The organism is Methylobacterium sp. J-026 (genome assembly GCF_022829585.1).
Taxonomy (GTDB): domain Bacteria; phylum Pseudomonadota; class Alphaproteobacteria; order Rhizobiales; family Beijerinckiaceae; genus Methylobacterium.
This window is the reverse complement of record NZ_JAKSYC010000062.1, coordinates 1-20265: the sequence shown is the minus strand read 5'-3', so window position 1 is coordinate 20265 and position 20265 is coordinate 1. Positions and strand designations below refer to the sequence as shown.

General features: G+C 69.0%; 22 protein-coding genes. 10 read left to right on the top strand and 12 right to left on the bottom strand.

The annotated features are described in order from the left end of the window. Positions 1-303 precede the first annotated feature (303 nt). The 4 genes from MKK69_RS05010 (at position 304) to MKK69_RS04995 (ending at position 3235) form a co-directional block, all read left to right on the top strand. Positions 304-1407 carry a helix-turn-helix transcriptional regulator gene (locus MKK69_RS05010; RefSeq protein WP_243966617.1) on the top strand — a complete coding sequence of 368 codons (1104 nt, stop codon included), beginning with the start codon at positions 304-306 and terminating at the stop codon, positions 1405-1407. A gap of 99 nt (positions 1408-1506) precedes the next feature. Then, positions 1507-1707: a hypothetical protein gene (locus MKK69_RS05005; protein ID WP_243966603.1), complete on the top strand. Its 201-nt coding sequence runs from the start codon at positions 1507-1509 to the stop codon at positions 1705-1707. A 132-nt stretch (positions 1708-1839) separates the two neighbouring features. Next, entirely contained in the window at positions 1840-2370 is a 531-nt protein-coding gene (locus MKK69_RS05000) for a GNAT family N-acetyltransferase (RefSeq protein ID WP_243966602.1), read from the top strand. 220 nt (positions 2371-2590) lie between these two features. Beyond that, positions 2591-3235, top strand: coding sequence for a DUF2147 domain-containing protein (locus MKK69_RS04995; protein ID WP_243966601.1), 645 nt, complete (start codon positions 2591-2593; stop codon positions 3233-3235). Positions 3236-3253: 18 nt separating this feature from the next. Here the strand turns inward: MKK69_RS04995 and MKK69_RS04990 are convergent, their stop codons facing one another. Then, the gene (locus MKK69_RS04990; RefSeq protein ID WP_243966600.1) at positions 3254-4477 is read right to left on the bottom strand and encodes a serine hydrolase domain-containing protein; all 1224 of its coding nucleotides are present in this window, start codon (positions 4475-4477) and stop codon (positions 3254-3256) included. A 97-nt stretch (positions 4478-4574) separates the two neighbouring features. Continuing rightward, positions 4575-5084 (bottom strand): DUF427 domain-containing protein, encoded by a 510-nt coding sequence (locus MKK69_RS04985; protein ID WP_243966599.1) that lies wholly within the window; start codon positions 5082-5084, stop codon positions 4575-4577. 114 nt (positions 5085-5198) lie between these two features. On the opposite strand from MKK69_RS04985, the gene otsB reads away from it, so the two are divergent. From otsB to MKK69_RS04970, 3 genes are all read left to right on the top strand, one after another. After that, positions 5199-5942: a trehalose-phosphatase gene (gene otsB / locus MKK69_RS04980; protein WP_243966598.1), complete on the top strand. Its 744-nt coding sequence runs from the start codon at positions 5199-5201 to the stop codon at positions 5940-5942. 81 nt (positions 5943-6023) lie between these two features. Next, complete coding sequence (locus MKK69_RS04975; RefSeq protein WP_243966597.1) at positions 6024-6473, top strand: DUF4260 domain-containing protein; 450 nt, start codon at positions 6024-6026, stop codon at positions 6471-6473. Positions 6474-6539: 66 nt separating this feature from the next. Then, positions 6540-7547 carry a glucokinase gene (locus tag MKK69_RS04970; RefSeq protein ID WP_243966595.1) on the top strand — a complete coding sequence of 336 codons (1008 nt, stop codon included), beginning with the start codon at positions 6540-6542 and terminating at the stop codon, positions 7545-7547. 18 nt (positions 7548-7565) lie between these two features. On the opposite strand, the gene MKK69_RS04965 is transcribed toward MKK69_RS04970, so the two are convergent. After that, complete coding sequence (locus MKK69_RS04965) at positions 7566-9038, bottom strand: MFS transporter (RefSeq protein WP_243966594.1); 1473 nt, start codon at positions 9036-9038, stop codon at positions 7566-7568. A gap of 158 nt (positions 9039-9196) precedes the next feature. Here MKK69_RS04965 and MKK69_RS04960 point away from each other — a divergent pair, with 158 nt between their 5' ends. The 3 genes from MKK69_RS04960 to MKK69_RS04950 all read left to right on the top strand — a co-directional run bounded on the left by MKK69_RS04960 (position 9197) and on the right by MKK69_RS04950 (position 11602). Further along, the gene (locus tag MKK69_RS04960) at positions 9197-9487 is read left to right on the top strand and encodes a hypothetical protein (protein ID WP_243966593.1); all 291 of its coding nucleotides are present in this window, start codon (positions 9197-9199) and stop codon (positions 9485-9487) included. A 106-nt stretch (positions 9488-9593) separates the two neighbouring features. Next, on the top strand, positions 9594-10535 hold the full coding sequence (locus MKK69_RS04955; protein WP_243966592.1) for a 2-hydroxyacid dehydrogenase: 942 nt from the start codon (positions 9594-9596) through the stop codon (positions 10533-10535). A gap of 218 nt (positions 10536-10753) precedes the next feature. Next, positions 10754-11602 (top strand): oxidoreductase, encoded by an 849-nt coding sequence (locus MKK69_RS04950; RefSeq protein WP_243966591.1) that lies wholly within the window; start codon positions 10754-10756, stop codon positions 11600-11602. 51 nt (positions 11603-11653) lie between these two features. Here the strand turns inward: MKK69_RS04950 and MKK69_RS04945 are convergent, their stop codons facing one another. The 9 genes from MKK69_RS04945 to urtB form a co-directional block, all read right to left on the bottom strand. Continuing rightward, the gene (locus tag MKK69_RS04945; protein WP_243966590.1) at positions 11654-12223 is read right to left on the bottom strand and encodes a ClpP family protease; all 570 of its coding nucleotides are present in this window, start codon (positions 12221-12223) and stop codon (positions 11654-11656) included. Between the two features lie 76 nt (positions 12224-12299). Then, a complete protein-coding gene (locus tag MKK69_RS04940) occupies positions 12300-13355 on the bottom strand; it encodes an aliphatic amidase (protein WP_243966589.1) in 1056 nt (351 codons plus the stop codon). 213 nt (positions 13356-13568) lie between these two features. Continuing rightward, the gene (locus tag MKK69_RS04935) at positions 13569-13886 is read right to left on the bottom strand and encodes an FmdB family zinc ribbon protein (RefSeq protein WP_243966588.1); all 318 of its coding nucleotides are present in this window, start codon (positions 13884-13886) and stop codon (positions 13569-13571) included. A 98-nt stretch (positions 13887-13984) separates the two neighbouring features. Beyond that, a complete protein-coding gene (gene fmdA, locus MKK69_RS04930; RefSeq protein ID WP_243966587.1) occupies positions 13985-15214 on the bottom strand; it encodes a formamidase in 1230 nt (409 codons plus the stop codon). Between the two features lie 62 nt (positions 15215-15276). After that, positions 15277-16296 carry an alpha/beta fold hydrolase gene (locus MKK69_RS04925; protein ID WP_243966586.1) on the bottom strand — a complete coding sequence of 340 codons (1020 nt, stop codon included), beginning with the start codon at positions 16294-16296 and terminating at the stop codon, positions 15277-15279. Positions 16297-16306: 10 nt separating this feature from the next. Then, positions 16307-17068 carry an urea ABC transporter ATP-binding subunit UrtE gene (urtE, locus tag MKK69_RS04920; RefSeq protein ID WP_243966585.1) on the bottom strand — a complete coding sequence of 254 codons (762 nt, stop codon included), beginning with the start codon at positions 17066-17068 and terminating at the stop codon, positions 16307-16309. 2 nt (positions 17069-17070) lie between these two features. After that, positions 17071-17856: an urea ABC transporter ATP-binding protein UrtD gene (gene urtD / locus MKK69_RS04915; RefSeq protein ID WP_243966584.1), complete on the bottom strand. Its 786-nt coding sequence runs from the start codon at positions 17854-17856 to the stop codon at positions 17071-17073. A 7-nt stretch (positions 17857-17863) separates the two neighbouring features. Beyond that, positions 17864-19036 carry an urea ABC transporter permease subunit UrtC gene (gene urtC / locus MKK69_RS04910; RefSeq protein WP_243966583.1) on the bottom strand — a complete coding sequence of 391 codons (1173 nt, stop codon included), beginning with the start codon at positions 19034-19036 and terminating at the stop codon, positions 17864-17866. Positions 19037-19046: 10 nt separating this feature from the next. After that, positions 19047-19973 carry an urea ABC transporter permease subunit UrtB gene (gene urtB / locus MKK69_RS04905; protein ID WP_243966582.1) on the bottom strand — a complete coding sequence of 309 codons (927 nt, stop codon included), beginning with the start codon at positions 19971-19973 and terminating at the stop codon, positions 19047-19049. Positions 19974-20265 lie beyond the last annotated feature (292 nt).

Here is a 20265-nt window from a genome sequence, read left to right as displayed (position 1 = left end):
GGCCTCGTCGCGCGCGTCAGCGTATGTCCGAGGGCGAGAGCCCGCGTCGACGACGGCGTTCTCGACCCGTGGCGACCCTCGGACCTGCAGAGACGATCCGTCGATCACCGGTCTGACGACATGGCCCGACACGCTGCCACGCGAAATCCGGACGGGCGCGATACCGGCTACGGAGGATAGGCACTCAAAATTGTACATGCGCGCTAAAGATCAATAAATTGCGCTGGATTAGCGCTCCGAATTATGTTTGGTCCGTGCGGACGCGTCCCAATCTTGGATGAAGTCTGACCGGAGACAGGTCCGATGGCCGGCCTGAATCACGATCACCTCGCCCGCCTGCGGGACGACTTGGAGTCAGGGTTCCGGGAAGACCTCGAAGAGGCGGTGATCGACGCGGCGCGCTGGCCGGACTTGATGGAGCGGGCGTCGCGCGCCTCCGGCAGTGCCGGGGCGCTCCTGCTGCGCACGGATCGCACGGGGCTCGACGCGCTCCACACGCAATCCCTGGCGGACGCCTCCCGCCGCTACTTCGACGAGGGCTGGCATCGCGAGGATCACCGCCTGCGCGGCCTGGCGACGATGCGCGCGCGCGGCATCACCGTCGACCAGGATTTCACCTCGCCCGAGGAGATCGCGCGGCTTCCCTACTACCAGGATCTGCTCGCCTCCGGCGGCCTGCGCTGGTTCGCGGGGGTCGGATTCGAGGTGAAGGGCAAGCTCTGGTGCCTGTCCCTGCAGCGGACCGTTGCGCAGGGACCGTTCGAGCCGAAAGAGCAGGAGCGACTCGCGACCCTGTCGCCGCTGCTCCAGCGTGCGGCCCTGTTGACGACGATGGTGGAGAAGGCACGGCTCGCCGGCCTGACCCAGGCCTTCGACGTCATCGAGCGCGCGGCGTTGGTTCTCGACTTCGAGGGGCGGGCACTGTGCTGGAACGCGGCCTTCACGGCGCTGCTGGGCCCCGACGTGAAGCTCGCGGGTGGACGCCTCGCCACGGAGGACCCGGAGGCGTCGCGGCAGCTCGAGGCCCTGGCACGCCCGTATGGCCGGGCGCCGCTCTCGGCCGTGGTGGTGGCACGCCGGGACGCGGCGCCTATCGTGATCCACGTCGTTCCGCTGGTCGGGCCGAGCCGGGGCCTATTCGGGGGCGGCCGCACCTTGATGCTGGCCAGCGTGCCCGGTGCCACGCCGGTGCCGGCCTCGGCGATCCTTCAAGCGGCCTATCGGCTGACGCCCGCGGAGGCGCGCCTCGCCCAGGCCATGTCGGGCGGTGCCTCCCTTGCCGAGGCGGCCGCCGGTTTCTCGATCGCCGCCGCGACCGCACGCTCGCAGCTGAAGGCGATCTTCGCCAAGACCGGGGCGGCGCGTCAGTCGGATCTCGTCCGAATGGTGGCAGGGCTCGCGCGCTGAGCGCGATACGCCGCGGAGGCCCGCAGGGCGCGACGCGGTCGCCAACGGAACGGGCTGGGCCATGAAGCCGTTGCGATGGGGACACGAGGAGGAACTTCCATGACCAATCGGATCGCACTGATCACGGCCCTGACCGTCGGTGCCCTGCTGGCCGGTGCGCCGGCCGAGGCGAAGGGCTGCCTCAAGGGCGCGGTGGTCGGCGGTGTCGCCGGACATATGGCCGGCCATGGCAAGATGGGCGCCGCCGCGGGCTGCGCCGTCGGCCATCACAACGCGAACAAGAAGGCCAAGCAGGGCTGATCCGGCTCCGGCCCGGTTCCTGCATTTTCCCGAAGCCGGGTCCCGACGGGATCCGGCTTCGTCGTATCCGGAGGTACACCGTCGCGCGTGCCGAGCGCGGCAGCGGCGGAACGGTTCTCAATGGGAGTCCGCATGACGGACGCGATGCGCCCCGCAACGGAGGCCGACCTTCCCGCCATTACGGCGATCTACGGCGACGCGGTCACGACCGGCACCGCCAGCTTCGAGACGGAGCCGCCGACGCTCGACGAGATGGCCCGGCGGTTCGCGCTCCTGCGTGACGGCGGCTTTCCCTATCTGGTTGCCGTCCGGGACGGCTCGGTCGCGGGCTACGCCTATGCCGGGCCCTTTCATCAGCGTGCGGCCTATGGCTCGACCGTCGAGGATTCGATCTACGTCGCGCGGACCGCCCGGGGCCGCGGGGTCGGGCGTACCCTGCTCGGCGCCCTGATATCCGCAAGCGAACGGATCGATTGCCGGACGATGGTGGCGGTCATCGCCGACAGTGGCTCGCCGGCCTCGATCGCCCTGCATGCGCGCCTCGGCTTCGCGCCGATCGGCACCCTGGCGGCGGTCGGGTACAAGCACGGGCGCTGGCTCGACGTCACCCTCATGCAGCGCCCGCTCGGACCCGCAACGAGCCTGCCGCCGACGCGTACCTGATCCGCGGCGCCGCGGCGCGCTGACCGGGACAGCGCCGCGCGCCCTCAGCCTCCGGCGGTATTGTCATGATGCGGACAACTTCGCGCGGGAGAGGGCGGGGAGGCGGCGCTGGCCACCCGGCGTTCGGCCCGGTGCAAGCGCGATGACGCGAGGGGATCGACCTGTCCTCACGCGAGCGGTCCGGTCCCCATCACGGCCCGCGAAGTATAGGAGTTCGGGAATGCGGTTTTCATCGATCGGTCGCCGGATGGCGCCGCTCGCGATCCTGGCGCTCTCGGCGCTGGCGGGTTCGGCGCAGGCGGCCACGCCGACCGATCCGAGCGGAACCTATCTCACCGAGGACGGTCGCGCCCGCGTGCGTCTCGAGAAATGCGGGACCGCGGCGGATCGCCTGTGCGGTTACGTGGTCTGGTTGAAGGTTCCCCTCAACGACAAGGGCGAGCCGCGGATCGACTTCAAGAACCCCGATCCGAAGAAGCAGGCGCGTCCGTCCCTCGGCCATCAGCTCATCATGGGCCTGAAGCCGAACGCCGATGCCCATTACGAGGGCAAGATCTACAATTCCGAGGACGGCAAGTCGTACGACGTGACCATCTGGACGGATGCCCCGGGTGAACTGACCGTCCGCGGCTGCCTGATCGCGTTCCTGTGCAAGTCGCAGACATGGACGAAGGTGACCGACCTCGTACCCGGTCAGCTCGGCGGCCCCACCAACGGTCCGAACGGTCCGCATACCGATCCGGAATTCGCCACCGCGGCGACCGGCGCTACAGCCGGCGCGAGGCCGACCGCGAAGGCGGCCGCCAAGCCTGCCCCGAAGCCCGCCACTGCTGCGCCCGGCATCGCGGCTCCGGCTCAGGAGTGACCGGAGCGTGAGCGAGGCTCACGCCTCCAGGGCCGCGTAGGTCAGGACGCGCAGCTCGCGCCGGATCGGCAAGGCCGAGGAGGGCACGAGCTGCGTCATCAACACGACCGACAGATCCTCGGCGGGGTCGATCCAGAACGCCGTCGAGGCCATGCCGCCCCAGGCAACCTCGCCCCGCGTGCCGAGGATCTGGGCTCGGGCCGGGTCGAGCATCACCGAGAAGCCGAGACCGAAGCCGATCCCGGTATAGGAGGTCTCGGCGAAGCGCGGCGTGCCCATCGCGGCGAGATCGCCCGGCAGGTGATTGTCCAGCATCAGATCGACGGTCTTCCGGCCGAGCAGCCGGGTGCCGTCGAGGCTGCCGCGGTCGAGGATCATCCGGCAGAAGCGGTGATAGTCGGCCGCGGTCGAGACGAGGCCGCCGCCGCCCGAGGCGATGCTGGGCGGCTGGGCGAAGGCCGTCTCGACGGAATCGTCGAACAGGTTGAGCCGGCGCACGCGGTCGTACACATAGGCCGCGCAGAAGCGTGGCATCCGCTCGGGCGCGACGTGAAAATCGGTGTCCACCATGCCGAGGGGGCCGATCACGTGATCGCGCAGATAGTCTGCGAAGGGCCGGCCGCTCAGAGCGGCCACGTACTGGCCGAGCACGTCGGTGGCGACGCTGTAGTTCCAGGCGGTGCCCGGCTGGGCGAGCAGCGGCAGCCGCGCCACCCGGGCGGTCATCTCGGCGAGCGTGCCCTCCCGGGCCAGGAAGTCGATCTTGTGCTCGCGGTACTGGGCGTCCACCAGCGTCGCCTCCATGAACCCGTAGGTCAGGCCGGCGGTGTGGGTGAGCAGGTCGCGCACGGTGATCGGCCGGCGCGCCGGTTCGGTCTCGAGCTTGGCCCGGTTTCCGCCTACGGCGACGCGCATCTCCGCAAACTCGGGCAGCACCCGGGCGACCGGATCGTCGAGCTGAAACAGACCCTGCTCGTAGAGCTGCATCACCGCCACCGAGGTGAGCGGCTTGGTCATCGAGTAGATCCGCGCCACCGTGTCGAGGGTGAACGGAGTTCCCCGGGCGAGATCGGCCTGGCCGCAGGCCCGCGCGAAGGCGATCCGGCCCCGCCGCGCCACCGTCACCGACAGGCCGGCGAGTCGCCCGTCGGCGACGAGCGCGTCCATCCAGGGCTCGATCCGGCCAAGGGCCGCGGGATCGAAGCCGGCCGCCTTCGGATCGGTTTCGGTCAGCGCATTCATGGCGTCTCCTCACATTCCCGCTTCCGGATGTAGCGCCTCGTCGCGGAGGTGGCCTCCACCGTCTGGAACGAAGCGCGGACCGCGGCGGGCAACGTCCTCACCACCCCATCGAGCCCGGACCACCCTTGAACGGGCCGACGATGCCGGGCGTGATCCAGCCACCGTAGAACGTGCCGGGCTGCGGCGTGACCCGATTGGCCCCGACGAAGCAGGCGTCCATTGGCCCAGCATAGAACGCGACGTAACCCGCGAGCGCGCGGAAATCCGGAGTCGGATCGGGATAGGTCCAGGCGGCCCCGGGGGCGGTGTGATCGCCGCTGCCCACGTCGAACAGCATGGCCCGCCCCTTCCACTCGCAGATTCCGCCGTGCCGCGCATTCCCGAGCGTACCGGCCACGATGTCACCCGGCGGCAGATAATAGGTCGGCGGATGGGAGGTCTCCAGGACCCGGAATCCCGCCTCCGTCTCGGCGATCACGGCGCCGCCGAGCATCACGCGCAGCCGCTGCGCCACCGCCTCCAGCCGCGGCGGGCGCGGGTAGGCCCAGACGCTCTCCTCGCCCGGCCCGGTCGGATCCGGTGCGGGTCGTGCCGAAGGCCATGTCATGCGGATCTCCGTGTCGAGCGCCGATTCGACCATATAGGGCGGTGCGGGCACCGTTTGTCGGGCGGCCGCCCCGTGCTAGCGCGTGTCCGAGATTCGGGCCCGGGACCACAAGCGATGGACATCGCCCTCTTCCTCGACTTCGACGGCACCCTCGCCGAGATCGCCCCGCGTCCCGATGCGGTGGTGGTCGAGCCCGGTCTCGTGGCGACCCTGGAGCGGCTGCGCGGGCGCCTCGGGGGGGCGCTGGCGATCGTGACCGGCCGCCCGGTCTCGGTGATCGACGGGTTCCTGGCGCCGTCGCGCCTCGACGCCGCCGGGCTGCACGGGGTCGAGCGCCGTCTCGGGGGCGCCGTCACCGGCGGGCGGGCGGAGGACCATCCGGATCTGCGCCGGCAGGTCGCGCGGCTTCAGGCGGAGAGCGCCACGCTGGCCGACGTCCTGATCGAGGACAAGGGCGCCTCCGTGGCGGTCCACTGGCGGCTCGCGAGCCCAGACGATGCGGAGCGGGCGGAGGCGCTGGTCAAGGCGGCGGCGGAGGGGCTCGGCGGCGCCTACCGGCTGCAACTCGGCAAGGCGGTCGGCGAGATCGTCCCGGCGCAGGCCACCAAGGCCCACGCGATCCGCGCCTTCATGGCGGAGGCCCCCTATGCCGGGCGAACACCCGTCTTCTTCGGGGACGACCGCACGGACGAGATCGCCTTCGCGTCAGTCAATGCGGATGGCGGCATCGCCGTCCGGGTCGGCGATGGCGACACGGTCGCGGGCCGGCGCCTGCCCGACCCGGCCGCGGTCCGCGCGCTGCTTCAGGACTGGGCCGAGCGGGGTGCCGGCGACTTGACGGCCCTGCCGCCGGCCTGAGGCGATGAGCCGGCGCGTGAGGCCAATGCGAACCGGGATGCCGTCCGGCCTGCTCGGGGCGCCCTTCGATGGGGGTTCGGGATGTCGGACGGAGCCGTGAGCGATGGGCCGCGGACGATCCTGCGAATTGAGGGCGCCGCCCTGCTCGCCTGTGCCACAGCGGCCTATGCCTGGCTTGGGCAGCCCTGGTGGCTGTTCGCCGCCCTGCTGTTTGCTCCGGATCTGAGCCTGCTGGGATACGCCCTCGGCCCCGCCCGCGGTGCCGTATTCTATAACGTCCTCCATACGGAAACGCCCCCGCTGATCGGCCTGTGCCTGGCGGTCTCCCTTGGCCAGCCGCTTTTCGCAGGGCTGACCCTGATCTGGCTCGCCCATATTGGGCTTGATCGAATGCTCGGCTACGGCCTCAAATACGCGAGCGGTTTCGGCAATACGCATCTCGGTGCCATCGGCCGGGGGCGTGCGGCGGATGAATCGCCGAAGCCGCCGTCAGGCACGCGTCATGCCGGGGACGGCTTTCAGAGCCCTTGATCCAACGTGCCCGCCGCCGGACCAATGTCCAGTCCGCGGCGGGCGCTCCAGCAGAGGCACCTTGCGATGTTCGAGTTTCCGGTCCTTGTGGGCGACATCGGCGGCACGAATGCACGCTTCGGTCTCATCGAGTCACGCGGGGCGCTCCCCCGCCTCCTCTCGCATGAGGCGACCGCCGACCACCCCCATCCGTCGCGCGCCATCCAGGCATCCCTGGCCAAGGGCGGCGATCGGGCGCCGCCGCCGCGTTCGGCCATTCTGGCGATTGCCGGCCGGATCGATGGGCCGGAGATTCAACTGACCAACGCGCACTGGAAGATCGCCGGCCAGCGCATCGCCGAGGATTTCGGCCTCTCCGCCGCTGTGGTGGTCAACGATTACGTGCCGGTGGCGGCCGGGGCCGCGGAGATCGAGCCGCACGACCTCACGCCGGTGGGCCCCTGTCCGCCCGCCTCGGGGGGCGCCCGCGTCGTGCTCGGGCCCGGCACCGGCTTCGGCGCCGCCGCCCTGGTGCCGTATTCCGCCCATCTCGCCATCGTGTCCACCGAGGCCGGCCACACCGATTTCGGCCCCTCCGACGCGTTCGAGGAGAAGGTCTGGCACGCCCTGGAGCGGGTCGAGGACCGGATCACCGTGGAATCGATCCTGTCGGGGCCGGGCCTGTCACGGCTGCACGCGGCGGTGGCGCATGTCCGGACTGGCCAGCCGCACGAGAAGCTCGATCCCGCGGCGGTGACCGAGGCGGGTCTCAACGCCTCCGACCCCCATGCGGCCGAGACGCTCGAGCTGTTCGGCCGCCTGCTCGGCCGCGTCTGCGGCGACCTCGCGCTCACCTTTTTGGCGACCAGCGGCGTCTATATCGGCGGCGGCATCGCCCCCCGGATCGTGAAGGTGCTGCAGGAGAGCGGGTTCCGCGAGGCCTTCGAGCGGAAGGCGCCCTTCGCCGGGATGATGCGCCAGATCCCGACCAGCGTCATCACCGTCCACGATCCCGCCTTCCGCGGCCTCGCGGCGTTGGCCAACGAGGGCGCGAAATTCGTCTACCACGGGCAGGTGTGGCGGAAGGGGGCCTGAGCGGCCACCCTCGCTTGCTCACGCCGCCGCCAGCGGCTTCGACACGTCCTCCAGCGACTTGCCCTCCGCGGCCGTGCCCCAGATCCCGCCGACCACGGCGGCGACCAGCATCAGCACCGCGCCGATCCCGTAGCCGAACAGCACCCAGTCCCGCGAGCCGGTCTCGACCAGGCTGCCGAACAGGAGCGGGCCGGACACGCCGCCGATGCCGGTGCCGACCGCATAGAAGGCCGCGATGGCGAGCGCCCGGATCTCCAGGGGGAAGGTCTCGGAGACGGTCAGGTAGGCCGAACTCGCCGCTGCCGAGGCGAAGAAGAACACCACCATCCAGGCCGCGGTCTGCCCCACCGGCCCGACCACGTCGAGCCGGAACAGCACACCGACGGCCACCAGCAGCACCGCCGAGATGCCATAGGTGAAGGCGATCATCTGGCGCCGGCCGATCGTGTCGAACAGCCGACCGAGCAGCAGCGGGCCCAGGAAGGATCCCAGCGCGAACGGCAGCAGATACCAGCCGACGCTGTTGCCCGGCACGGCGTAGAACCGCTCCAGCACCAGCGCGTAGGTGAAGAACAGGGCGTTGTAGAAGAACGCCTGCGCGACCATCAGGGCGAGGCCGACCATCGTGGCGAGCCGGTTCGTTACGAACAGGGCACGGAACACCTCTGACAGGGGGGTGTGGTCGCGGGTGCGGACCTTCATCCGCTTGCTCTCGTCCGCCGGCGGCAGGGTGACGCCCTCGTCGGTGAAGCGCTTCTCGATGCCGGTGACGACCCGGTCGGCCTCCGCGGCGTAGCCGTGCGTGGCGAGCCAGCGCGGGCTCTCGGGGATCCAGGTGCGCAGCAGCAGGATGACGAGGCCGATGGCGCCGCCGGTGAAGAAGGCGACGCGCCAGCCCCAGGCCGGATCAATCACCTCGGGCTTCAGCAGCACGATCGACATGAACGAGCCGAGCGCGGCGCCGATCCAGAACGAGCCGTTGATGACCAAGTTGGTCCAGCCGCGGACCCGGGCCGGGACCAGCTCCTGAATGGTCGAGTTGATCGCCGTGTATTCGCCGCCGATGCCGGCGCCGGTGAAGAAGCGGAAGACGCAGAAGCTCGCGACGCTCCAGGACAGCCCCGTGGCCGCGGTCGCGATCAGGTAGAGGGCGAGCGTGATGAAGAACAGCTTCTTGCGGCCGATCCGGTCGGTGAGCCAGCCGAAGCCGAGCGCCCCGGTCACCGCGCCGACGAGGTAGCAGGAGGCCGCGAGCCCGACATCGAACTCCGAGAACGACATCGGCGGCTTGCGCAGGGCGCCGACCAGGGAGCCGGCCAGCGTCACCTCGAGGCCGTCGAGCACCCAGGTGATGCCGAGCGCCACGATGACCAGCACGTGGAAGCGGCCCCAGGGCAGCCTGTCCAGTCGTGCCGAGATGTCGGTATCGATCACGCCGCCGATCTCGGCTCGCTCCGGCGTTCCGGCACGCCCTTCCACCTTGCTCGCCATGCGCGCGTATTCCCCCTGTCCTGTCGTTTACCCTGCCTGGACAGCGCGCATTTACCGCGACCGCAGGCAGGTGTTGGCAACGACTTGGGAAACGATTCGGTTCGATCCCGTCTTCATCCGCGGGGCGCAGAAACGAGGGGTCCACGCGGTGCCCCATCATGTTCCTCCGTCATGCCCGATCCCGTCGCCAGTCTCCGATCCGCCTCGTCGTCGTCGCCGCGATGACGCTGGCGGGGCTCGCCACCGTCCCGACGCAGGGTGCGGACGGCCACCTCGAACGGCCCAAGCCCCACGTCCAGATGCCGGCCGCCGAGCGCTGGCGTCTGCGGCCCGCCCAACCGGTCGGGCCCGGCACGACCGGCAGCATCGGCAGGCGCGTCGAGACCCCGATCCCACCGGATCGCCGGGCGGTCCGCCTCGTCTACCCGGCGCTGAACGAGGTCCGCTGAGGCCGCCACCCGACGATCCGGCGGTTTGGCGTTTCCGGTTCGCTCGGGCACAGCCCCTGCTTGGCGCCTCGCGAATGGCGTGGTCGGGCCAGTACGGAGTTCGCGGATGGCGGAGGCAGTCGCCCTCATCGGGTGCAAGGGCCCGGCGCAGGAGTCGGAGTACCGGCAGATCCTGGCGGCCGCGATGCCGGAGGAGCGGCTCGTCCCGTTCCGGGTGATGGACGCCGGGGAGCGTGCGGCAGCGCGGGTCGCCATCGTGGCCAACCCCGATCCGGCCGAGGTCGCGGCGCTTCCGGGCCTCGTCTGGGTGCAGAGCCTCTGGGCCGGCGTCGAGAAGCTCGTCGGCGCCTTCGACAGGCCGCTGCCGATCGTCCGCCTCGTCGACCGGGAGATGGCCCGCACCATGGCCGAGGCGGTGCTGGCCTGGACCTACTATCTCCAGCGCGACATGCCGGCCTACGCCCGCCAACAGAGCGAGCGGGTCTGGCGCTCGCACGCCTACCGCAAACCGGTCGACGTCACGATCGGCCTGCTCGGTCTGGGCGCGCTCGGTTCCGAGGCGGCGGCGCGGCTGCTCGATGCCGGGTTCCCCGTCATCGGCTGGAGCCGTTCCCCGAAGGCGGTCGCTCGTGTCGAGACCTACCATGGCGCCGACGGCCTCCCGGCGATGCTGGGCCGGTGCGATATCCTCGTCTGCCTCGTGCCGCTGACCACCGAGACGCGCGGCCTCGTCAACGCCGCGCGCCTGGCCGCGCTGAAGCCCGGGGCCGCGCTGATCAATTTCGCCCGCGGGCCGATCGTCGTGACCGGCGACCTGATCGCGGCCCTCGACGGCGGCCGTCTGGCGCATGCGGTGCTCGACGTGTTCGATGTCGAGCCGCTGCCGGCGGACTCCGCCCTCTGGTCCCATCCGGGCGTGACGGTCCTCCCGCACGTCTCCGGTCCGACCGACATGGCCTCGGCCGCCGCCACGGTGGCCGCCAACCTGCGGAGTTATCGGAAGACCGGGGCGCCGCCGCAGGGAGTCGATGCCGCGCGGGGCTATTAGAACTGCGCGACCGCGGGTTCCGTGGACCTGGCGTGCAGCCGCGACCCGCGGGCGAACGTGATCGCCGCGAACCCGGCCGCGGATACGGTGCGGATCGGCCGCGTTACAGGGTGGGGGCACGCCTTCCGGGCGGCTCGGGCGTTGCGCAGACGGCGCGGATCGCCCGCCCGAGCCGGCCGCGACACCCTGACCACGCAATGCCGATCACGGGACCCACCATGACGCAGAACACCAATCCGGTCTGGTTCATCACCGGCTGCTCCACCGGCTTCGGCCGGGACCTCGCCAAACTCGTGATCGCCCGGGGCTGGCGCGCCGTCGTCACCGCCCGCGACCAGGCCAAGGTCGCCGACCTCGCCCAGGGTGCCGAGGCGCGCGTGCTGGCCCTGTCCCTCGACGTCACGGCGCCGGACCAGATCGCCGAAGCCCTGCGCGCCGCCACGGAAACCTTCGGCCGGATCGACGTGCTCGTGAACAATGCCGGCTACGGCTACCAATCCTCCATCGAGGAGGGTGAGGAGGATAAGATCCGCGCGCAGTTCGACGCCAACGTCTTCGGGCTGTTCGCCCTGACCCGGGCGGTGCTGCCGGTGATGCGGGCGCAGCGTTCCGGCCGCATCCTCAACGTCACCTCGGTTGCCGGTTTCGTGGGCTTTCCGGGCTCCGGCTACTATGCCGCCACCAAGCACGCCGTGGAGGGGTTCTCCGACGCCCTCGCGGCCGAGACGGGGCCGCTGGGGATCCACGTCACCTGCATCGAGCCGGGGCCGTTCCGGACCGACTGGGCCGGCCGCTCCCTGGTGCAGACGCCGAGCACCATCGCCGATTACGCCGAGACCGCGGGCGCGCGCCTCAAAGCCACGTCCGAGAAGAGCGGCACGCAGGCCGGCGATCCGGTACGGGCCGGCGAGGCGATGATCCGGGTGACCGAGATCGACAATCCGCCCCGCCACCTCGTGCTCGGCGCGTGGGGGTTCGAGGCGGTCACGAACCGGCTGCGGCAGAGCCTCGCCGAGATCGAGGCGTGGCGCGAGACCAGCCTGGGCGCGGATTACCCGCAGGGGTGATCCTGGTGGCCGTGCGCCGTCCGCGGTCGCGTCGCTCGCGATGGGGGACGTTCAGATCACGGCCTCGATCAAACCCCGAGACCGCGCCTCCTCGGCCTCGAGGTACCAATTGGCCGGCGCCTTCTGGAGTACCTCATCCAGGGTCACGTCCGAGCCCTGGATGAGGTTCGAGAACCCTTCGTTCTGGATCCCGATCGAGCACTCGATCTCGTGCAGAGTCGCCTTCACGGCGGCGACGCAGGTGGTGAGCGGCCCCTGCACGTGGAGTTCCTTGTTCATCTTGCGCTCGTGGATCATCAGCCGCGTGCCCCGGGTCAGGTAGCGGTTCGGACGCGCGAAGAAGCTCATGAACGTGGTGCCGGCCGAGTAGATCGCGGCCTTGCCGAGGAAGACGAACCGGCGATCGGGGTTCATCTCGGAATGGTAGCGGATGTCCTCGCCCATCATCCGGGCGACCTCCGGGTCGCCGCCCAGTGTCGAGAGCTCGATCACGACGATCTCACGATCGCCCGCCGCGCCGAACTGACGGCGGAAATCCTTGTACATGTCGTAGTCGACCGGGCCCGACAGCAGCACCGCGGGGCTGCGGAACGCGGTCGGGCCGAGGGGTGTCGTGTCCATGGCGATCCCGGGGTTGCAGCGGCCCGGTCCCGCGAACGGGATCGGGCCGGGTGGATGTTAGCGGACCGGGTGGATGTTAGCGGACCGGGTCCGGCGCACCCTCGCCCTTGCCGACGAAGGGGATGCCCTCGATCGGGCATTCCTCGGTACCGACGCCCTGCCGGGTGATAGCCCGGACCGCGTCCCGGGTCCCGTCGGGATCCTCGATCCAGCGCCGGTAGAACTCGTAGGGGCATTCCGACATCCCGTGCCGATTCTCCTTCGAGTTAATCATGCCGGTATAGCCGCGGTGCAGCAGCTTGAAGAGGTGGTTCTCCGACTGGCCGTGGGCGCGGAAGTCCCGGATCAGGAACTTCGACAGGGCCGCGTACTGGATGCCCATCTCCTCCTCACCGCACTCGCCGAGCGTGCGGCCGTCGAAGCCGATGATCGCCGAGTGGCCGAAATAGGTGTAGACGCCGTCGAACCCGGCGGCATTCGAGACCGCCACGTAGACATTGTTGGCGAACGCCATCGCCTTCGAGATGACGACCTGCTGCTCCTTGGCCGGATACATGTAGCCCTGGCAGCGGATGATCAGCTCGGCCCCGCGCATGGCGCAGTCGCGCCAGATTTCCGGGTAGTTGCCGTCGTCGCAGATGATCAGGCTGATCTTCAGCCCCTTCGGCCCGTCCGACACATAGGTGCGGTCGCCCGGATACCAGCCCTCGATCGGGGTCCAGGGCATGATCTTGCGGTACTTCTGCACGATCTCGCCCTGATCATTCATCAGGATCAGGGTGTTGTAGGGCGCCTTGCTGGGGTGCTCCTCGTGGCGCTCGCCGGTGAGCGAGAACACGCCCCAGACCTTGGCCTCCCGGCAGGCGGCGGCGAAGACCTCGGTCTCCGCGCCCGGGACCGTCGAGGCAGTCTCGTACATCTCGGCGGCGTCGTACATGATGCCGTGGGTCGAATATTCGGGGAAGATCACGAGATCGAGCCCGGGCAGGCCGCTCTTCATGCCGACGATCATCTTGCCGATCGCCTTGGCGTTCTCCAGCACCTCGGCGCGGGTGTGGAGGCGCGGCATCTTGTAGTTCACGACGGCGACGCCGACGCTGTCCTGGCTGGACGAGATGTCTCCATGCATCATGGCGTGGGTTCCTCCTGGTGTTCGGGCTCGCCGGGTGCCGTTTCCCTCCCCCCGCTGCGGGGGAGGGTGGCCCCCGAAGGGGGTCGGGAGAGGGGAGCGCCGCGTCCGGACAGGGCCCGACCGGCGTGACATCCTGAGCTGTCGCGCTGCCCCTCTCCCGCCCCGCATCCGCGGGGCACCCTCCCCCGCGGAGGGGGGAGGGTGGTTGGTGGTTCAGTGGCTGATCATCCAGGGCCGCGCGCTCGGGAAGCTCTTGGCAGCGGCCGGCGCCGCGGCCGTTTTCTTCGGCGTGCAGCAGCCGCAGCCCGCGCCGTGGCTGCCTGAGCGTCGCGGCGCGTGGCGGCTGCGTTCGTTGGTGGCGTAGGCGGCCTTGAGCCCGGCATCCATCCCGGAAATGCGCGGGGCAGTGAGGAAGGCCCGTTGGCTGGCCTCCCCGCAATCCGGGCAGGCGTGCGGATCCTTGAATTCCGCCATCGGCCGCATGGCGGTGAACGGCCCGCAGGCCGCGCAGGCGTATTCGTAGACGGGCATGGCGTGCTTTCAGAATTGAACGGCGCGTGATCAGGTTAAGCGCGGGTCCCCTCTCCCGCACGGGAGAGGGGCAGGTCGCGTCCGTGACCGGCGGCAGATCACAGATCCGGCGAGAGCGGCATCTGGATCGAGCCATCCAAAAACTTGGTCGGTCCGTCGGCGCCGGGATTGATGTCGAACTCGAAGATCTTGGTCGGAATCCACAGCGTCGCGCAGGCATTCGGGATGTCGACCACGCCCGAGATGTGGCCCTGGACCGGTGCCGTGCCAAGGATCGAGTAGGCCTGCGCCCCCGAATAGCCGAACTTCTTCAGGTACTCGATTGCGTTGAGGCAGGCCTGCCGGTAGGCGATGTGCACGTCGAGGTAATGCTGGCCGCCGTGCTCGTCGACCGAAATGCCCTCGAAGATCAGGTGATCATCGAATTTCGGCGTGATCGGCGACGGCTTGAAGATCGGGTTCTTGATCCCGTACTTGGCCATCCCGCCCTTGATCAGATCGACCTTCAGGTGGACCCAGCCGGCCATCTCGATGGCGCCGCAGAAGGTGATCTCGCCGTCGCCCTGGCTGAAGTGCAGGTCGCCCATGGAGAGGCCGGCGCCGGGGACGTAGACCGGGAAGTAGATCTTCGAGCCGCGCGACAGGTCCTTGATGTCGCAATTGCCGCCGTGCTCGCGGGGCGGAACCGTGCGGGCGCCGGTGGCGGCGGCGGCCTCCTTCGCGTCGCCCTGGAGGCGGCCCATATGGGCGGTCGGACCGAAGGGGAGGGTGGCCAGCGCCGGGACACGCTCGGGGTTGGTGTCGTAGAGCCCCTTCTCGCGGGTGTTCCAGGTCTCCAGCATCTTCGGATCGGGCAGGCAGCCGATTAGGCCGGGATGGATCAGGCCGGGGAAGCGCACGCCGGGCACGTGGCGGGACTTGGTGAACATGCCCTCGAAGTCCCAGATCGACTTCTGGGCCTGCGGGAAGTGCTCGTCGAGGAAGCCGCCGCCGTTCTTCTTCGAGAAGAAGCCGTTGAAGCCCCACTGGCTCTCGGGCTTGGCGCCGATATCGAGGAGGTCGACCACCAGCAGATCGCCGGGCTCCGCGCCCTCGACGCCGATCGGGCCGGACAGGAAGTGGACGATCGACAGGTCGATGTCGCGCACGTCGTCGGCGGAATCGTTGTTCTTGATGAAGCCGCCGGTCCAGTCGTAGGTCTCGACGATGAAGTCCGCGCCCGGCTTCACGGTGGCGACCATCGGGATGTCCGGGTGCCAGCGGTTGTGCACCATGTCGTTGTCGTAGGCCGATTGCGTCAGATCGACCTTGATCAGCGTCTCGGGCATGTTCTGTCTCCAGCTCCCTAGAACCTTGGGGCGGACCCCATCCGCGCGCCGTTGCGCGAACCTCACCCGCTCGCGAGCAGCTCTTTCAGCGCGTCGTCGAGGACTTTGATGTCGTCCGGGCTGGTGCCGGGGCCGCCCGCGAAATGGCCCCACCACGTGTCGATCACGCGCAGCTCCGCGTTCGGCATGGCGGCCGCCTCGATGGCGTTGTCCTCGGGCGGGAAATACAGATCGGTCGAGGCGGGCATCAGGATCGCCTTCGCGCGGATCGCGCCGAGGGCGGCCTTGAAGTCGCCCTTGAAGGTGTCGTTGGCGCTGATGTCGCCGTGCTGCCACGTCCACAGCATGGCGAGCAGGTTGTTGGCGTCGCGCGCGTAGAACAGCCCTTCCCAGAACCCGATCAGGAAGTCCTCCAGCGAGGCGTAGCCCATGTGGGTGATGTCGGCCTCGAGCCGGTAGAAGGTCTGCGACAGGCCCCACCCGGCATAGACCCGGCCGAAGGCGCGCAGGCCCCGGGTCGGCGGGCTCGTGTACCAGCCCTCGGCCCAGGCGGCGTCGGCCTGCAGCGCCGCCTTGGCGCCCTCCAGGAAGACGTAGTTGTGCCGGGAGCACTTGGCCGAACCCTGGAACGGAAGGATCTTCGGCACCATGTCCGGGTACATCGCCGCCCAGTGGTAGGTCTGGAGCGCGCCCATCGACCAGCCGGTGACGAGGACCAGTTTCTCGATACCGAAATGCTCGGTGACGAGGCGGTGCTGGGCGCGGACGTTGTCGTAGGCGGTGACGTTGGGGAAGCGCGGCCCGTTCCAGGGGGCGGGGGTGTTGCTCGGCGAGGACGAGAGCCCGTTGCCGAACATGTTCGGGATGATGATGAAGTACTTGTCCGGATCGAGCGCCTTGCCAGGGCCGATCAGCCACGCGTTCTCGGTGTGCTGACCCGAATACCAGGTCGGGTAGACGATGGCGTTGTCCCTGGCCGGGCTCAGCGTCCCGAAGGTCTTGTAGGCGAGCTTGGCCGCGCGCAGCGTCTTGCCGCACTGGAGCACGAAGTCGCCGAGTTCGAAGATCTCGTAATCGGCCATGCGGGCGCCCCTAGACCGACAGGAACCGGGCGACGGCCGCCTCGTCGATGCCCGCACGCGGGGCCTCGTGGACGATGGCGCCGTTCTCCATGACGATCACCCGGTCGGCGACGTCGAGGGCGAAGCTCAGGACCTGCTCGGAGACGACGATGGAGAGGCCGCGCTGGTCCCGGATCTTCTTGAGGGTCCGGCCCATCTCGCGGATGATTGAGGGCTGGATCCCCTCGGTGGGCTCGTCCAGCAGCAGCACCTTCGGGCGGCGCGCTAGAGCCCGGGCGATGGCGAGCTGCTGCTGCTGCCCGCCGGAGAGGTTGCCGCCGCGCCGTCCCTTCATCTCCAGCAGGACCGGGAACATGTCGTAGAGGTCCTGCGGGACTTTGCGGGTGCCGGTCACCGTCAGCCCGGTCTCGATGTTCTCCTGGACCGTCATGGTGGAAAAAATCATCCGGCCCTGCGGCACGTAGGCGAGGCCCCTGGCGACCCGGGCATGGCTCTTGAGGGCGGCGACATCCGTGCCCTCGACCTGGATCGCGCCGGACTTGACGGGCACGAGGCCCATCAGGGTCTTCATGAGCGTGGTCTTGCCCATGCCGTTGCGGCCCATCACGGCGACGATCTCGCCGGGCGCCACCGAAAAGGTCAGCCCGTGCAGGACCTCGCTCTGGCCGTAGGCGGCGTGCAGATCCTCGACGACGAGCGCCGGCGTCGCGGCCGGGATAGTGGCGATCGGAGGCGCCTGGACGAGGGGCGCGGTGGTCTGGAGCGAGCCCATCGTCAATGTCCCAAATACACTTCGATGACCTTCGGGTCGTTCTTGACCCGCTCCATCGACCCTTCGGAAAGCACCTTGCCCTGATGCAGGACCGTCACACGGTGGGCGATGTCCTCGACGAACTTCATGTCGTGCTCGATCACCAGCACCGAGCGGCCCTTGATGATCTGGTTGAGGAGTTCGGCGGTCTTGATCCGCTCGCCGACGCTCATCCCGGCCACCGGCTCGTCGAGCATCAGGAGTTCCGGGTCCTGAATCAGCAGCATGCCGATCTCCAGCCACTGCTTCTGGCCGTGGCTCAGGAACTCGGCCCGCTCCTTCAGCTGATCCTTCAAGAAGATCGTCTCGGCGATGGCGTGGATGCGGTCGCGGACTTCCGCATCCCGCTTGAATGTCAGGGCGCCGAACACCGAGCGGCCCCGGGGGAACGAGATCTCCAGGTTCTCGAACACCGTGAGGTCGTCGTAGATCGACGGCGTCTGGAACTTGCGGCCGACCCCGGCCTGGACGATCGCGCTCTCGGAGAGCTTGGTCAGCTCCTGGCCCTTGTACTTGATCGAGCCGGCGCTGGCCTTCGTGCGCCCGCAGATCAGGTCGAGCACCGTGGTCTTGCCGGCGCCGTTCGGGCCGATGATCACCCGGATCTCATCGGGTTCGACGTAGAACGACACGTCGTTGACCGCCTTGAACCCGTCGAACGAGACCGTCAGCGCCTCGACGGCGAGGAGGTGATCGGGCGGGGCCGCCTCGGCGCCGACCACGGGGGAGGAGAGGATCGCGGCGTTCATGATGTCCTCACTCGGCCGGAGCGCCGTGGGGCGGGGCGACGGCGGACGGCGGGGCCCGCAGCCCCTTCACCCGGCGGGTCAGGCGGGGCTCGATGTGCTCGCGCCAGATGCCGGCGAGACCGTTCGGGAAGGCGAGGACCACGGCGATGAACAGGGCGCCGAGGCCGAACAGCCAGAGATCCGGAAAACTCTCGGAGAAGCTGGTCTTGGCCCAATTGACGAGCAGCGTGCCCCAGACCGCGCCGAACAGCGACAGACGCCCGCCGACGGCGGCGTAGATCACCATCTCGATCGACGGCACGATGCCCACGAAGGAGGGCGACATGAACCCGACCTGGAGGGTGAACATCGCCCCGCCGATCGCCGCGAAGGCCGCCGCCAGGCAGAAGGCGAAGACCTTGAAGCCCGCCACCGAGTAGCCGGAGAAGCGGACTCGGTCCTCCTTGTCGCGCATCGCGACCAGGATGCGGCCGAGCTTCGACTTCTTCACGTATTGCGCCGCCAGGATGCAGGCGAGCAGCAGGCCGCCGTTGACGAAGTACAGGATCACCTTGGCGTGGTCGGTGCGGATATCCCAGCCGTGGAGGGTGCGCAGGTCGGTGATGCCGTTGATGCCGCCGGTATAGCCCTGCTGGCCGACGATCAGGATCGTCAGGATCGCGGCGATCGCCTGGGTGATGATGGCGAAGTAGGTGCCGCCGACCCGGCGCTTGAACATCGCGTAGGAGATCAGCATGGCGAACAGGACGGGGACCGCCACCACCAGGATCAGGGTCAGCGGCAGGCTCTTGAACGGCTGCCAGAACCAGGGGATCGCCGTGATCTGGTTCCAGTCCATGAAGTCCGGGATGCCCGGCGTCGACTGGATTTTTGTGTTGGCGACGCTCGAAGCCTCCAGCTTCAAGTACATCGCCATGCAGTAGCCGCCCAATCCGAAGAAGACACCCTGGCCCAGCGACAGGATGCCGGCGTAGCCCCAGCAGATCACCAGCCCGAGGGCCACGAAGGCGTAGGTCAGGTACTTGCCGACCAGGTTGAGGCGGAACCCGTCGAGCGCCAGGGGCAGGACCACGAGGATCACCCCGGCCAGGAGGAGGAGGCTCAGCCACTCCACCGGCTTCATGAACGGGTTGTCGTTGACGGTGACCGATTTGGTCAGGGTCTGGACCGGATTGGTCATCGGAAAATCCTCAGCGCCGGACCTTGAGGGTGAAGAGGCCCTGCGGCCGCAGCATCAGGATGCCGACCACCGCGAGCAGGGTGATCACCTTGGCCATCGAGCCGGAGAGGAAGAATTCCAGGGTCGACTGCGTCTGGGAGATCGAGAAGGCCGACGCGATGGTGCCGAGCAGGCTCGCGGCGCCGCCGAACACGACGATCAGGAAGGTGTCGACGATGTAGAGCTGGCCCGAGGTTGGCCCGGTGGAGCCGATCATCGTGAAGGCCGAGCCGGCGATCCCCGCGATGCCGCAGCCGAGGCCGAAGGTGTAGCGGTCGACCTTCTCGGTATCGATGCCGACCGCCCCCGCCATGGCGCGGTTCGACATCACGGCCCGGACCTGCTGGCCGAAGCGCGAGCGGTAAATCAGAAGCGCGACGCTCACGGTGATCAGGATGGTTACCGCCATGACGAACAGGCCGTTGATCGGGATCTCGATCGTGTCGGTGACCTGCACCGAGCCGATCAGCCAGGACGGCAGCTCGACGCCGACCTCGCGGGCGCCGAAGATCGACCGGTAGGCCTGCTGCAGGATCAGCGACAGGCCCCAGGTGGCGAGCAGCGTGTCGAGCGGGCGCTTGTATAGGAACCGGATCAGGCTCCACTCGACCAGCATCCCGAGTGCCCCGGAGGCGAGGAAGGCGAGGCCCATCGCCACGAAAAAGTAGATCGGGAACAGCGCCGGCAGGTAGGACTGGAAGAAGGTCGAGCAGAGATAGGTGACGTAGGCCCCGAGGATCATGAACTCCCCGTGGGCCATGTTGATCACGCCCATCTGGCCGAAGATGATCGCGAGCCCAAGCGCCATCAGCAGGTAGACGGAGAACAGGATCAGGCCGGCAAAGCCCTGCATGGCGAAGATCGCGCCGAGGTCGCCGAGGGAATAGTCGCCGAGCATGGTTTCGTGTCTCCCGCGATCTGGCTCGATAATGGGCTTCCGCGACGCTCTCCCTCCCCCCTCTGCGGGGGAGGGTGGCCCGCGAAACGGTTCGGGAGGGGCGAGGGCAACGTCCGGGTAGTTCGCGACGGGGGGGAGGTCTTGCCGCTCCGCGATGCGCCGCTCCCGACACCTGCGGACGCAGGGGCCACCTTCCCCCGCGGAGGGGGGTGGGGGGAAGCGGCGAGGATAGGTATAGCCCTTCGGGAACTGATCGGGATTGTTCAGGTCGGGGACGGTGTAGACGATCTTC

Coding starts and splice junctions, on each gene's coding strand:
- urtE (WP_243966585.1), bottom strand. CDS start 17,068: ATGGGCTCGCTCCAGACCACCGCGCCCCTCGTCCAGGCGCCTCCGATC.
- urtB (WP_243966582.1), bottom strand. CDS start 19,973: ATGCTCGGCGACTATTCCCTCGGCGACCTCGGCGCGATCTTCGCCATG.
- urtC (WP_243966583.1), bottom strand. CDS start 19,036: ATGACCAATCCGGTCCAGACCCTGACCAAATCGGTCACCGTCAACGAC.
- MKK69_RS04945 (WP_243966590.1), bottom strand. CDS start 12,223: ATGGACACGACACCCCTCGGCCCGACCGCGTTCCGCAGCCCCGCGGTG.
- fmdA (WP_243966587.1), bottom strand. CDS start 15,214: ATGCCCGAGACGCTGATCAAGGTCGATCTGACGCAATCGGCCTACGAC.
- MKK69_RS04970 (WP_243966595.1), top strand. CDS start 6,540: ATGTTCGAGTTTCCGGTCCTTGTGGGCGACATCGGCGGCACGAATGCA.
- MKK69_RS05005 (WP_243966603.1), top strand. CDS start 1,507: ATGACCAATCGGATCGCACTGATCACGGCCCTGACCGTCGGTGCCCTG.
- MKK69_RS04990 (WP_243966600.1), bottom strand. CDS start 4,477: ATGAATGCGCTGACCGAAACCGATCCGAAGGCGGCCGGCTTCGATCCC.
- MKK69_RS04955 (WP_243966592.1), top strand. CDS start 9,594: ATGGCGGAGGCAGTCGCCCTCATCGGGTGCAAGGGCCCGGCGCAGGAG.
- otsB (WP_243966598.1), top strand. CDS start 5,199: ATGGACATCGCCCTCTTCCTCGACTTCGACGGCACCCTCGCCGAGATC.
- MKK69_RS04935 (WP_243966588.1), bottom strand. CDS start 13,886: ATGCCCGTCTACGAATACGCCTGCGCGGCCTGCGGGCCGTTCACCGCC.
- urtD (WP_243966584.1), bottom strand. CDS start 17,856: ATGAACGCCGCGATCCTCTCCTCCCCCGTGGTCGGCGCCGAGGCGGCC.
- MKK69_RS04940 (WP_243966589.1), bottom strand. CDS start 13,355: ATGATGCATGGAGACATCTCGTCCAGCCAGGACAGCGTCGGCGTCGCC.
- MKK69_RS04960 (WP_243966593.1), top strand. CDS start 9,197: ATGTTCCTCCGTCATGCCCGATCCCGTCGCCAGTCTCCGATCCGCCTC.
- MKK69_RS04985 (WP_243966599.1), bottom strand. CDS start 5,084: ATGACATGGCCTTCGGCACGACCCGCACCGGATCCGACCGGGCCGGGC.
- MKK69_RS04925 (WP_243966586.1), bottom strand. CDS start 16,296: ATGGCCGATTACGAGATCTTCGAACTCGGCGACTTCGTGCTCCAGTGC.
- MKK69_RS04975 (WP_243966597.1), top strand. CDS start 6,024: ATGTCGGACGGAGCCGTGAGCGATGGGCCGCGGACGATCCTGCGAATT.
- MKK69_RS04950 (WP_243966591.1), top strand. CDS start 10,754: ATGACGCAGAACACCAATCCGGTCTGGTTCATCACCGGCTGCTCCACC.
- MKK69_RS05000 (WP_243966602.1), top strand. CDS start 1,840: ATGACGGACGCGATGCGCCCCGCAACGGAGGCCGACCTTCCCGCCATT.
- MKK69_RS04995 (WP_243966601.1), top strand. CDS start 2,591: ATGCGGTTTTCATCGATCGGTCGCCGGATGGCGCCGCTCGCGATCCTG.
- MKK69_RS05010 (WP_243966617.1), top strand. CDS start 304: ATGGCCGGCCTGAATCACGATCACCTCGCCCGCCTGCGGGACGACTTG.
- MKK69_RS04965 (WP_243966594.1), bottom strand. CDS start 9,038: ATGGCGAGCAAGGTGGAAGGGCGTGCCGGAACGCCGGAGCGAGCCGAG.